Raw genomic sequence first — 12,748 nt, forward strand, 5'->3', positions numbered from 1 at the left:
CTGTATTATAAAAGAAATGGAGTAGGTGTTGGCCTACTCCATTTCTTTTATGTCATCTTGTTGTCTCTTCGGCAGTCCGTGAAAGACCAATTCATACGAATGATCGATCCACTCCTGCAATAAATGATCATTGGCTTCTCTATTCGCAAATACCGTATTCCAATGCTTCTTATTCATATGAAAACCCGGAAACACCGTGTGTGGATAGGATTCTCGTAATTCTGTCGCTTTTGTCGGATCACATTTCACATTAAAACTTAATACGTCAATCTGATCTAAACCGACCAAAAGAAAAATCTTTGATCCAACTTTGAACACGAGCGTATCAGGACCAAAAGGCAACTCTTCTGACACACCTTGCTTTTGCAAGCAATAAAGCCTCAGACTTTCTACATTCATATAGCGTTATTATTTGATCGTTGGTAGAAAAGAGGTCTATTATAAGAAGGTATTATGCGAATAAGGCCAACAACTCACGCTGAATAGCCACACCTTTATCCTCATTGTACCATTTTTGAAGCACTTCTTTTATTTCTTCAAATGGTTTATTATCCGCCTTCATCGCATCAAAGATTGCTTGCAAAGGCTCTGGACGCGGCCCCCAAACGGCTTTATCATGGCCAACATCATTGCGGATGATTAATTTAGGGATAGATTTACCACCATTAGTTAAATAATCATCGATCAAATGCGGTTCGCTATCGCGCAGCTGTATATCGAAGTCTATGTTTGGATTGTTCTTTACCATTTGGTAGATCTGCGGAACAGAATGCGCTGCATCACCACACCATGGCTCTGTAATCACGATCCAATGCTGCTCTTCGGTAATTCTATCTACATAGCGTTTCATTGTATCGCTCGGCTCAAAGCGTTTGGTCCAGCGGCTCATGCGTGTCCAATTCATCTTTGCATATTGCAAATATTCCTCATTGTCGTAAGGAGCGTGTTTTTCAGGTTGTGCAAGTATGTCACCAAAATGTACCAGATACTCGTCGAAAGTCATAAATCAATGTATTTGCCGCTAAATTACGGAATTTTATCCAGCAGTTGCCGAGCTCTTACTGTCATAATTTTGCCACGCTATCGCCATCAAACGTCGCGAAAATGACAGGATGTCACTCAAAATTGACATCAATAAGACATATTGTACCCAATTATGACGCGAGAAATGCTTTCTAAACATTGGCACAACGGTTGATATAGGATAGGAAATTAAGCACAAGAGAAATCAAAATAAGATATGTCAAAAATAATAGGTATAGATTTAGGAACCACGAACTCATGTGTTGCCGTAATGGAAGGTAACGAGCCGGTGGTTATTGCGAACAACGAAGGAAAGCGTACTACGCCATCTGTTGTTGCATTTGTAGAGGGTGGAGAGCGCAAGGTAGGTGATCCTGCAAAACGTCAGGCTATTACCAACCCGCACAAAACCATTTATTCCATTAAACGCTTTATGGGCTCTTCTTACGGCGAAGCCGAAAAAGAAGTATCTCAAGTACCATACAATGTGGTAAAAGGCGAAAACAACACACCACGTGTAGAGATCGACGATCGTAAATACACGCCGCAAGAAATTTCTGCAATGATCTTGCAGAAAATGAAAAAAACGGCAGAAGATTACTTAGGACAAGAAGTATCTCGCGCAGTAATTACTGTACCAGCTTACTTCAACGATGCACAACGCCAAGCTACGAAAGAAGCGGGTGAAGTTGCTGGTCTTAAAGTAGAGCGTATCATCAACGAGCCAACCGCTGCCGCATTAGCGTACGGTTTGGACAAAGCCAATAAAGACATGAAAATTGTCGTATTTGACTGTGGTGGTGGTACACATGACGTGTCCGTTTTAGAGTTAGGTGATGGTGTATTTGAAGTAAAATCTACTGATGGTGACACACACTTAGGTGGTGATGACTTTGATAACGTGATCATCAATTGGTTGGCTTCTGAGTTCGCGAATGAGAACAACGGATTTGACTTGAAGAAAGATGCGATGGCTTTACAGCGCTTGAAGGAAGCGGCTGAAAAAGCAAAAGTAGAATTATCATCCACCTCTTCTACAGAAATCAACTTGCCATATATCACGGCTGACGCAACTGGGCCTAAGCACTTGGTGCGCACTTTGTCTCGCGCAAAATTTGAAAGCTTGGCAGATGATTTGATCAAACGTACGATCGAGCCTTGTAAAACAGCGTTGAAAAATGCAGGCTACAGCACGTCGGATATCGACGAAATTATCTTAGTAGGTGGTTCTACTCGTATCCCTGCTATTCAAGAAGCGGTAAAAAGTTTCTTCGGAAAAGAACCTTCTAAAGGTGTAAACCCAGATGAAGTTGTAGCATTAGGTGCAGCAATCCAAGGTGGTGTATTGACTGGTGAGGTAAAAGACGTTTTATTGTTAGATGTAACGCCGCTTTCACTGGGTATCGAAACAATGGGCGGCGTATTGACAAAGTTAATCGAAGCGAATACGACGATTCCTACTAAGAAGTCAGAAGTATTCTCTACCGCAGCAGACAATCAGCCATCTGTAGAGATTCACGTATTGCAAGGTGAGCGCCCTATGGCGGCTCAGAACCGTACATTGGGTCGTTTCCAATTGACGGACATTCCTCCTGCTCCACGTGGAGTTCCTCAGATCGAAGTGGTATTTGATATTGATGCCAATGGTATCATCAAAGTTTCGGCAAAAGATAAAGCAACTGGTAAAGAACAAAATATCCGTATCGAAGCTTCTTCTGGCTTGAGCGATGAGGAAATCCAAAAAATGAAGCAAGAAGCAGAAGCTAATGCGGAAGCGGATCAAAAACTGAAAGAAGAAGTAGATAAAATCAATGCGGCTGATGCTTTAGTTTTCTCTACCGAAAAACAGTTGACAGAGTACGGTGACAAAATCCCAGCAGAGAAAAAATCAGTGATCGAAGCTGGCTTAGAAAAATTAAAAGCAGCACATGCTGCACGTGATTTTGCAGCAATCGACGCCGCTTCTGAAGAATTGCAAACTGCATGGAATGCTGCCTCGGAAGACATGTACAAAGCATCTCAAGATGGCTCAGCACAACAACCTCAGAGTGACGCAGGTCAAGCCGGCAATAATGGCGGTGGTGACGATGTTCAGGATGTAGATTTTGAAGAAGTAAAATAAGCATACCCCTCGCCCTTTGGGCGAATTTGAAAAGCTCCGACAGAGAAATCTGCCGGAGCTTTTTTATTTAGCAACATTATTGCATTTGAAATAATGATGTTTTATATTTGCCACATTGTTGCATTAAATACAATCAACTTTGGACATTTAATTCTAAACATCATACTTATGACTACAAACAAACAAAACAGATTTTTTAGCGCTATTCTTGCTTTCGGGCTCATCGCTTCTTTTACCTCATGTAGCAGCGAAGATCCAGTAGATATCGTGCAAGAAGGTATTCAAAAAGCCGAATTGACTTTCACAGAAGTTACCGGAGAGGGTGTGTACCCACATGGCGATCATTTTCATGGTTTGGCTGGTGCGACAGATGGAACGGCGCAGGTCGTCACTTTCAACGCACAAGGAGAAGCGACAGCTAATGGTCACCTGCACCTGAATGCGGAAACAGTGTATCGTATTGATTTAAAAGCTTGGGATCACACTGGACACGAAGTAACGGCTGATTTTATCGCAACAGAGGCCGCAGCCGCAAATTACAAAGCCTTTTTAATGGGCGGTGATTATATTTTAAACTCGAACACGACGGATGAAAGTGGTGCAATCTTCCAACCAAGAGAAACCGTTTATGGTGATGGCACAGCAGTAACGGGGTTAGGTGGCAGAGGTACTACCGGTTTGTTATCATACTTTGGTATTGGACACAGCAATGTAGCGAATTCGCGCGATGTGACATTTATTCTTCGTAAACTACAGGCTGGTGTAAAAGAAAACATTACCCGTTTAGATTGGAATAGATCTGATTATGCCAGTACATTTGCCGGTGAAAACATCCTCGAATTGAGATTCGAGATTCACGCCGAGCACAATCATTAAAACGCACCATAGCTCGTTAGTTTTTTGAAAGATTTTTTTAGAAGGTGGCCAATCGTAAAAGATTGGCCACTTTTCTATGAAGAAAATGGATGTACCAACCGCATTTTTTGTAATACAAAAGTCAACTTTACGGTCGAAGGAAAGGATTTCATTTAATTTGACCATTTTTGAATAAAAATCAAATAAATTGATTTTTTCTTTAGAAATAATCATTTCGGCAATTAAATTGCAGGAAGAGGTGATGTCACATAGGGACTGCCGCAAAGCTCCACACAGCAGCAGCTATTTCGAGATTTAAGGATATAAATGCAAGATGCTTAGGATTACTCTTTTATTAACGTTGTTCTTCTTTACTAGTTACGTACACGGCCAATTTGCACAAAAAATCCGCAATGGCTGGGTGGGAAGATACGTAAACTCTATCATCAATGACACCACGGCAGCCGACAAGGCCAATTTGACCATATACCCCACATTTGCAAGTGCTCCGGAAACTGGCGTTGAATTGGGTTTTTCAACGTTGAAATTGTATTATGCTAATGGCGATACATTAAATCGTTTAAGTGAAATGCAAGCTTTTACGTTTTTCACTTTTAAAGGTCAGTATGGCTTACAGTTAGAAAATGCGCTATATGGCGACCAAGATAAATGGTTTTTCTTGGGTGAAACAAAGATTCAGCGGTTTCCGCTCTCTTATTATGGTATCGGGCCAGGTACATCTAAGGAAAACCCCGCAACCGTAGATGCTTTTCAAATATCTGCCAAGCAACGGGTGTTGCGCAAATTGGCTGATAATTTCTTTGCCGGACCAGAGGTCGATTTTCAGTTACTTTCTGGTGTCAATTTCGAGCAGCCGGAAGAAGGTCAACCATTCGATATTCCTCGAGGAGGTGAGGGCGTCAGAAACATGGGACTGGGATTTGGATTTGTATACGACAACCGCCACAATGTATTGAATGTACGACAAGGTCTATTCGGTGAAATTGCTTACCTTAAAACAATTAGAGGTTTTGTAAGCGAGCACGACTTTGGCTCCTTCAATTTGGATGTTCGTTCATTCCATAAAGTCAAAGAAAACACTGTATTTGCCTGGCAGGCATCTGGACAATATGTACATGGAGAAGTGCCTTTCAATCAATTAGCACTATTGGGAGGAGAACGTTTGATGCGCGGTTATTACCTTGGTCGATATCGAGATCGAGCTATGCTAGCTGCACAAGCAGAATATCGCATTCTACCCTTTTCTTTCAGCAAGCGATTTGGCGCGGCCATATTTGGCTCCGTAGGAAATGTCGCTCCAGATCTAGGTTCTTTCCAAATGCGCAATACGCGTGTAGCAGGCGGTGTTGGTTTGCGATTCCTACTGTTTCCAAAGAAGGATATTTATTTACGCTTTGATCTAGCATTTACCAGAGAAGGCGCGAATATATATATCTTCAACGGGGAAGCCTTTTAATATATATCTAGTAGGAATAACGCATCGAAGATGTCGTCAATCTCCGATCAGATAGCCATAAGGCTTCAGCGTTTCTACTTGGTCGAAGATCACTTTGAAAATACCAAGCAAGGGAATGAATAAAACCATACCTGCTGTTCCCCAAACCATACCACCTAACAACAACACCATGATCGTAAAAAGTGGACCTAATTGTACTTGGCCACCGGTAATCTTTGGCGTCAGCACGTAACTATCTAATTGTTGAGTAACCGTGAAGAATACCGTCACAATAATAGGTATACTGAGTGTATCTCTAGTAATGAGCGTATAAAGGACAACAATACCTCCTCCAGCAACAGACCCGATATACGGAATAACATTGATAAGTGCAGCGATGATGGAGAAGAACAACGCATTTTCAATGCCGATAATGGTTAATCCGATAAAATAGATGACCGAAAGGATTAACACAACTAAAAATATACCAGCAACATATCGGCTGGATACACGAGTGATCTTATCGACGATTTCTTGGGTATGACCGACCTCATTATGACCGGCATATTTATCTACGATCTGTAGTACGAAGCTCTTAATTCTTCTACGGTATATCAACATCAAGATCGTGTACACTGTGATGATTAGTAGATTTCCTAAAATCGTGACTACCGAGAACAATACACCACCAAGCAATTTACCAGCAGAACTAGACCAAGTAGCCACCTGCTCTTGGAGATATTCTTTTTGTTTAGAGATCGACACGTCGAAATGCTCCGAGACTAAGCTATGGCCATGCGCAAACATGGTATTGAACTTCTCGCCTATAGATTCCATTTCAGCTCCCAAGCCGACGAGTTCGTTGACAAGCACATATAGGACACCCACAATGACTAATAAAGTAACCAGCACCGAAATGACGGCAGCAATACCGCGCCCCAGATTCCAACCTTCTAGCTTTCGACATACGGGCAAGAGCAACATACCCATAAGCCCGCTAATCACAATGGGTACTAGAAAAGCTTTAGCAAAATACATGATCAGGAAAAACAAAACGATGAAAGCTAACACTTGATTAAAGCTTCCTAATACGGTCATTTTCGTAGGATTCGTCTTCATATATCTAATTGATCTATTGCTTTTGCTACCTGACGGTCTTTATCTGTTATTGTATCTCCACTATCGTGGGTAGTCAGCCAGATTTCAACTTTATTATATGTGTTTTTCCAAGTGGGGTGATGATTTGCAGACTCCGCAATTAGCGCTACGCGCGTCATAAACGCAAACGCCTCAGAGAAATTTGCAAATATAAATTTACGATACAATTGATGATCGATTTCTTGCCACATAATAGTAAAATGTTTAACCGTGCTTGATAAACAGAATGTAGTACTGTATTGTTTGTGATCTACACCGCTTTATCGTTCTGTAGGCTCGATAAGGACATCCTGAAAACGCGAAAAGGTTTGATTTGCCATAGCTGCACTATCGGCAAATGTATCCGGGTCACTGCCTATTGTATTCAGTACATCCACAAAATTTTGCCACATACTAGCTGATTCATCACCATATCCGGAGAAAAAGCTAAAGCCCTGCGTAATCCTATATTTTTTCAGCATTTGAACAATATACGGACCGCCCATGATTGAACCTTCCAGTACATATAACGCGCTCATCGCCTCGCGCACGTTGTTGATTGATGGCACTATCGCCTTGGTGTTCGCAGCTACTTCCCCACCTAATGCTTCTATATCGGCACGGATATGCGTGGAATTACGACGCTCTGAATAATCGGGCAACGCATCTTCGATGTATGGTTTTATAGCCTGTTCTATCGAAGAGAAGTAGGTATAAAATTTTTTCAAAATACGTGCGTAATCCTCTTCACTTCGAATGGTCTTCAATTGCTTGACAACGATTACTTCTAATGCTTGGTGCGCTTCTTTTGTATGCTCTTTTATATATTGATTTAACATCATATGCATTACTATTAATTCCTGGAAACTATTGCCGCCAATATACTAGTTTTTTAAAAGTAAATCTCCACTAGTATGCCGGAACGTAACGTAGAATTGTCAGTTTGGCTTACTTTTTGCATACCTGTACCATCCGGCGGTTTTTAGACATCTGATTTTTTAAGCTGAAGCAGTAAAATACCCACTCGGTGACATGTACAACAAATAATAGATTTATGAACATCAAAAATTCTATCAGTAGACAACCAAAAGCGATTCGCGATATATTGGGCAATATATCTATGCTCGCTTTAATCATCCTACTACTTTTTGTATTGGAGTACACTAATTAGTAACGGCCTTAAATTATCCGTTATTGCGCAAAAAATATCCCCGTTGCGACAACTTTAGAAAGTCTTTGCAACGGGGATGTACATTTAAGATTATACTTTGCTTATCGAACCGGAATAGTAATTTCTGCTACCACCGGAAAATGATCTGAAGGTAGCCTTGCTTCATAATCTTTAAATGACAACTCACTCGGAAAGTCCCCTTTCTTAACCTCATTATCACCCGCAGCACTACGATAAGTGTCTAATAATACAGCATATTTTTTCACTGAAATAGCTTTACTCACAAAAATGTGATCAATGCGACTATCTGTCCAGAGGTTTGGATCAAAAGCATTGAAAGTACCATTATGTGCATAGCGTAATGAAGCCTGCTCATAAGCATCGGCGACATAGCCAGATCCTTGTATAATTTGATAAATAGAATTGCGTTGATCGACATTGAAATCACCGGTCCACAACACATCATCATCGCCTACTACATTACGAATACGTTGCAACACCAACTTGCAACTTTCTTCTCGGGCTTGCAGACCTACGTGATCCAAGTGCAGATTGAAAAACCACAATCGCTTGCCGCTGGCGTTGTCTTCTAAGCGTGCCCATGTGCAGATTCGAGGCAAAGCTGCATCCCAACCTTTAGATGGTCTGTGTGGTGTTTCTGAAAGCCACATCACCCCTGAATCTAACAAAGAAAAACGATCAGATTTAAAAACAATCGGAGCAAACTCTCCAGCTAACTTGCCATCATCACGACCTACCCCGATGAAGGTATATGCAGGCAACTGCTGCTTTAGATCATCAAATTGATGGGCTAATACTTCTTGACAACCAAATATATCAAAATCGTTGTATTTAATTAACGATGCGATAACTGGCAACCTGTTTTCCCAGGCATTACCTGCGTCGCGATCGCCCTTATTATCGTAACGTATATTGTAACTCGCTACCTTTAGAGCGATGGAATCTTGCGCTTGCGTAGCCAATCCGGCTATCATTAGGCATAGCCAAATACCTACTATCTTATAGTTTGAAAACCATTGTTTACTTTTCATCCTGTTCTTTTTATTTTTTAAGTTCATTCGTGAAAGAATAAGGGGCATCTTCTGATGCTGTACCGCGTTGTTCATTCGGCGTTGGCGCCATGTCAAAGCTTAACTTGGCTCCTTTTTGCAAGGTAGGAATATCCAGATAGTTCTTGGAATATTTCTTACCATTTACTTTCAAGCTATTGACATACACATTTTCTTTCTGTTGGTTGGCGGCCGTGATCACCACCTTCTTGCCATTTTCCAGATGCAACGTCACTTTTTTGAATTGCGGCGAGCCTAATGCGTATTGATTGGTTCCTGGCGCTACCGGATAGAATCCTAAAGATGAATAAACATACCATGCCGATGTCTGCCCATTGTCTTCATCTCCACAATAGCCATCTGGCGTAGGCAAATAGAGGCGATCCATGATTTCACGAACCCAATACTGCGTTTTCCAAGGTGCTGCACTGTAATTATACAAGTATGGCATATGCTGAATCGGCTGATTACCGTGAGCATACTGACCCATATTCATAATCTGCATTTCACGCATCTCGTGAATCATGCTACGACTATTCATCCCTTCATAGCTTGGAATGACAAATACAGTATCTAGCATAGCGGTAAACGCTTTGTTCCCGCCCATCAGCTCAATCAAACCTTGTGGATCATGGAATACACAGAAACTCCAATGCCATGCGTTGCCTTCTGTATAATCTCTAGACCATCCACTCGGATCAAATGGCGATCTAAAAGTACCATCGCTGCTACGCGCGCGCATCAATTTGGTGGATGGATCGTATAGCTTTTTGTAATTCATCGCTCGTTCTTTATATACCTGCAATTCATCAGCAGATTTGCCTAAAGCCTTACCAAATTGATAGATCGACCAGTCATTGAAGGCGTATTCTAATGTCCGAGCGACGTTTTGTGTGATCTTGCTATCTATTGGGATATATCCCAAATCGTTGTAAAATGTATAACCCGCTCTACCTGTTGATGAATTGGTGGGATGCACATTATTGGCACCGTGTTTCACGGCTTCCCACAACGTATTGTAGTCATAATCTCTCAGGCCAGTCATGAAGGCATCCGCCACGACAGAGGCAGAGTTGTTGCCAATCATAGACGCCCGATGCCCTGGACTTGCCCATTCTGGCAAAAAGCCACTTTCTTTATACGCATTCACTAAGCCTTCTTGCATCTGCGTATTCATCGAAGGATAAAGCAGATTCAACAATGGAAATAAGCTTCGAAAGGTATCCCAAAAACCCGTATCCGTGAATAATGGACCTGGCAAAACTTGCCCGTTGTAAGGACTGTAATGCCATTGTTTCCCTGCTGCATCCCATTCTGAGAAATCGCGAGGAAAAAGTGTGGACCGGTAAAGGCAGGAATAAAAAGTACGTAAAAGATCCTTACGGTCGTCTTCAATTTCGACTTTTCCTAAAACCTCGTTCCAGCGATCGCGACCAGCTTGGGAAACCGTTTCAAAATCATGATCTTTTACTTCTTTCAGATTGATTTCTGCTTGATCAAAACTAATAAAGGAAGATGCTACCTTGGCAATGACTTCTTCGCCGCGTTTAGTTTTAAATCCGATGATGGCACCAGCATGATCAGTAGTTGTCGCCTTTTTGTTCGCCACGAATTGACCATTTTCTACAATCTGCGAATAGGCAAAGGGCTTCTCGAATACGATAACAAAATAGTTTTTGAAATTTTCGGCAACACCACCGCTGTTTCGGGTAGTATATCCTTTTATCATACGCTGTTCGGGCAAGATCTCTACATGAGATCCTTTGTCGAACGCATCGATCACCACATAGGCACTATCTGTCTTTGGATAGGTGATTCGAAAAATAGCGGCACGTTCTGTTGGTGTCAATTCCGTCGTGACATCGTGATCGGCTAAATATACGCTGTAATAATATGGTTTGGCTACCTCTGTCTTATGAGAGAACCAACTCGCCCGCTCATCTTGATTAAACCGAGGTTGGCCGGTAATTGGCATCAAAGAGAATTGACCATAATCGTTGTTCCAAGGACTGGGTTGATGCGTTTGCTTAAATCCACGGATTTTATCGGCCGTATAGGTATAAGTCCAACCATTACCCATTTCACCAGTTTGCGGCGTCCAAAAGTTCATTCCCCATGGTCGGGCGATGGCAGGATACGTATTTCCATTGGACAATTCGTACTTAGACATGGTGCCGATGATGGGATCAGCAAAGTCAACAGGTTCGTACGATTTTGATTTCTTGCTTTGCGCAAATCCCATAAATACAGACAAGAACGCGAAGATGCATAGCATGCCATTTCTTATCAAGGAGTTACATTTCATCATAGTAGATTTTAGGCTGTCAACTCTAATTAGCTAACACGTTTTAGCAATAATACAGAATATTAGCTAATTCTGAGAGTTCTCACTAAATTATTGACGAAGATGTAATAGGGATTTTACAGTAGTACAGAGTGCATACAAATTCTGCATACCATAGTTTGGTTATGTCAAAACAGTATTTTACAAAAAAAACGAAGTAACAACATGATGCCATTTTGAAAAAAGCATCATAAGGAATAGTTGAAAAGACTAATGCACGCGTTCAATTCGCAGCATCAGATTATCCATAAGAAAAGGAATAACTTAAAAAGTTGATTTAGAAACGACGACTGATGTGTGCCATCTGAATTGCCGTTACCGCAGCTTCATCGCCCTTATTGCCGTGTTTACCACCTGCTCTATCAATAGCCTGCTGCTCATTATCAGTAGTTAGAACCCCAAAAATAGCAGGCTTATTGTATTTTAATCCGACATTGGCAATGCCATCGGCCACAGCACTGCAAATAAAATCAAAATGTCTTGTTTCGCCTTGTATCACACAACCAAGACAGATGACTGCATCAAAACCTTCGTTGCGCAATGCGATATCTGCACCAGATATCAGCTCAAAACTGCCCGGAACTTGGACTACTTCAATATCCTGTTCGGCTACGCCGTGTGCCAGCAATTTATCAACCGCTCCAGATAGCAAAGCGCCCGTTATACTCGCATTCCATTGCGCAACCAAAATGGCAAAACGAAAACCAGCTGCATTCTGAACGTTTAAATGAGAGAAATCCGATAAATTTTTAAGACTACTTGACATAGAACAAATATACGAAAAAGGGCTACTTTTTAGTAGCCCTCCTATCTTATTTATAACGTCGAAACGTTATTTTTTTGTTTGTACACGTGCGATGTGTCCTTCGATGCCAGAAGCTTCATTGCTTTCTGGGAAGTCCTCTTGAATCCTAACGTAAGCAGATTCTGCTCCCTTAAAATCATTTTGCACTTCGTACACCAATGCAAGTTTTTTCAAGAACAAGGGTGTTGTATAAGAGTTAGTAGACTTATCGGCCGCTTTTTTGTAAAATTTAGCCGCTTTATCATAAATTTTCTCTTCAGAGTAAGCATCGCCTAATAATCCGATAATCAATGGATCTAGCACTTCACTTCCTGTCTCATTGTATCTCTCTAGATGAGTAATAGCTTCTTTGAAGTTTCTTTGCTTCAAATACAAGCCGCCAAGATACGCATTAGCCATATTAGCAGAAGCGGTATTAGAATATTCATCGGCGATCTCTTTAAGGCCAATAAGAGAACCGTCACCTGTGATCGCTTTTTGTTGTAAAGAATCGATGGTTGCATATTGCTCCGCTTTAAACATCAAACTAGCCGCTTTTTCAGCTCTTGGTTTGAGATACAAAAATTGGTAGCCAATGTAAAGTACAATTAATGCTGCGATACCCGCAACGATAAATACGAGACTCTTGGAATTGTTTTGTATAAAAGATCCCTTGTTCAATGGGCTCTTCTCTGTATTCTTAATTTCATTCGTTGACATCAGTTCATACTATTTTGGAACGCAAAAATACACTTTTCAAAATTACATGCAACAAAATTGGCTATA

12 protein-coding genes are annotated in these 12,748 nt (G+C 41.3%); 3 read left to right on the forward strand and 9 right to left on the reverse strand.

The window, feature by feature from the left end; all coding sequences use genetic code 11:
- Positions 1-33 precede the first annotated feature (33 nt).
- Together GKO22_RS15035 and GKO22_RS15040 are read right to left on the reverse strand one after the other, a co-directional pair.
- Positions 34-399 (reverse strand): MmcQ/YjbR family DNA-binding protein, encoded by a 366-nt coding sequence (locus GKO22_RS15035; protein WP_166336460.1) that lies wholly within the window; start codon positions 397-399, stop codon positions 34-36.
- A 52-nt stretch (positions 400-451) separates the two neighbouring features.
- Complete coding sequence (locus tag GKO22_RS15040) at positions 452-1,003, reverse strand: thioredoxin family protein (RefSeq protein ID WP_166336462.1); 552 nt, start codon at positions 1,001-1,003, stop codon at positions 452-454.
- A 237-nt stretch (positions 1,004-1,240) separates the two neighbouring features.
- Here GKO22_RS15040 and dnaK point away from each other — a divergent pair, with 237 nt between their 5' ends.
- From dnaK to GKO22_RS15055, 3 genes are all read left to right on the forward strand, one after another.
- Entirely contained in the window at positions 1,241-3,145 is a 1,905-nt protein-coding gene (gene dnaK, locus GKO22_RS15045; RefSeq protein WP_166336464.1) for a molecular chaperone DnaK, read from the forward strand.
- Positions 3,146-3,313: 168 nt separating this feature from the next.
- Positions 3,314-4,021, forward strand: a complete 708-nt coding sequence (locus GKO22_RS15050) for a hypothetical protein (RefSeq protein WP_166336466.1) — start codon at positions 3,314-3,316, stop codon at positions 4,019-4,021.
- A 313-nt stretch (positions 4,022-4,334) separates the two neighbouring features.
- On the forward strand, positions 4,335-5,477 hold the full coding sequence (locus tag GKO22_RS15055; protein ID WP_166336468.1) for a BamA/TamA family outer membrane protein: 1,143 nt from the start codon (positions 4,335-4,337) through the stop codon (positions 5,475-5,477).
- Between the two features lie 36 nt (positions 5,478-5,513).
- Here GKO22_RS15055 and GKO22_RS15060 read toward each other — a convergent pair whose 3' ends face one another.
- From GKO22_RS15060 to GKO22_RS15090, 7 genes are all read right to left on the reverse strand, one after another.
- The gene (locus GKO22_RS15060; protein ID WP_166336470.1) at positions 5,514-6,575 is read right to left on the reverse strand and encodes an AI-2E family transporter; all 1,062 of its coding nucleotides are present in this window, start codon (positions 6,573-6,575) and stop codon (positions 5,514-5,516) included.
- Positions 6,572-6,805: a 4a-hydroxytetrahydrobiopterin dehydratase gene (locus GKO22_RS15065; RefSeq protein WP_166336472.1), complete on the reverse strand. Its 234-nt coding sequence runs from the start codon at positions 6,803-6,805 to the stop codon at positions 6,572-6,574. Before GKO22_RS15065 ends, GKO22_RS15060 begins: the two co-directional genes overlap by 4 nt.
- Positions 6,806-6,874: 69 nt before the next feature.
- Entirely contained in the window at positions 6,875-7,435 is a 561-nt protein-coding gene (locus GKO22_RS15070; RefSeq protein ID WP_240920328.1) for a biliverdin-producing heme oxygenase, read from the reverse strand.
- Positions 7,436-7,865: 430 nt separating this feature from the next.
- Positions 7,866-8,816 (reverse strand): endonuclease/exonuclease/phosphatase family protein, encoded by a 951-nt coding sequence (locus GKO22_RS15075; RefSeq protein ID WP_166336474.1) that lies wholly within the window; start codon positions 8,814-8,816, stop codon positions 7,866-7,868.
- A 10-nt stretch (positions 8,817-8,826) separates the two neighbouring features.
- Positions 8,827-11,139, reverse strand: coding sequence for a GH92 family glycosyl hydrolase (locus GKO22_RS15080; protein WP_394352165.1), 2,313 nt, complete (start codon positions 11,137-11,139; stop codon positions 8,827-8,829).
- Positions 11,140-11,455: 316 nt separating this feature from the next.
- Positions 11,456-11,944 carry a 6,7-dimethyl-8-ribityllumazine synthase gene (gene ribH / locus GKO22_RS15085; protein WP_166336476.1) on the reverse strand — a complete coding sequence of 163 codons (489 nt, stop codon included), beginning with the start codon at positions 11,942-11,944 and terminating at the stop codon, positions 11,456-11,458.
- A 66-nt stretch (positions 11,945-12,010) separates the two neighbouring features.
- Entirely contained in the window at positions 12,011-12,682 is a 672-nt protein-coding gene (locus GKO22_RS15090; RefSeq protein ID WP_166336479.1) for a tetratricopeptide repeat protein, read from the reverse strand.
- Between the last annotated feature and the right edge of the window lie 66 nt (positions 12,683-12,748).

Source organism: Sphingobacterium chungjuense, from assembly GCF_011316935.1.
In the GTDB taxonomy this organism is placed as follows: Bacteria; Bacteroidota; Bacteroidia; order Sphingobacteriales; family Sphingobacteriaceae; genus Sphingobacterium; species Sphingobacterium chungjuense.

Bases quoted from the DNA above. Each gene is read 5' to 3' on its own strand.
- GKO22_RS15060 (WP_166336470.1), bottom strand. From the start codon at position 6,575: ATGAAGACGAATCCTACGAAAATGACCGTATTAGGAAGCTTTAATCAA.
- ribH (WP_166336476.1), bottom strand. From the start codon at position 11,944: ATGTCAAGTAGTCTTAAAAATTTATCGGATTTCTCTCATTTAAACGTT.
- GKO22_RS15035 (WP_166336460.1), bottom strand. From the start codon at position 399: ATGAATGTAGAAAGTCTGAGGCTTTATTGCTTGCAAAAGCAAGGTGTG.
- GKO22_RS15065 (WP_166336472.1), bottom strand. From the start codon at position 6,805: ATGTGGCAAGAAATCGATCATCAATTGTATCGTAAATTTATATTTGCA.
- GKO22_RS15080 (WP_394352165.1), bottom strand. From the start codon at position 11,139: ATGAAATGTAACTCCTTGATAAGAAATGGCATGCTATGCATCTTCGCG.
- GKO22_RS15040 (WP_166336462.1), bottom strand. From the start codon at position 1,003: ATGACTTTCGACGAGTATCTGGTACATTTTGGTGACATACTTGCACAA.
- GKO22_RS15050 (WP_166336466.1), top strand. From the start codon at position 3,314: ATGACTACAAACAAACAAAACAGATTTTTTAGCGCTATTCTTGCTTTC.
- GKO22_RS15055 (WP_166336468.1), top strand. From the start codon at position 4,335: ATGCTTAGGATTACTCTTTTATTAACGTTGTTCTTCTTTACTAGTTAC.
- GKO22_RS15075 (WP_166336474.1), bottom strand. From the start codon at position 8,816: ATGAAAAGTAAACAATGGTTTTCAAACTATAAGATAGTAGGTATTTGG.
- GKO22_RS15090 (WP_166336479.1), bottom strand. From the start codon at position 12,682: ATGTCAACGAATGAAATTAAGAATACAGAGAAGAGCCCATTGAACAAG.
- dnaK (WP_166336464.1), top strand. From the start codon at position 1,241: ATGTCAAAAATAATAGGTATAGATTTAGGAACCACGAACTCATGTGTT.
- GKO22_RS15070 (WP_240920328.1), bottom strand. From the start codon at position 7,435: ATGATGTTAAATCAATATATAAAAGAGCATACAAAAGAAGCGCACCAA.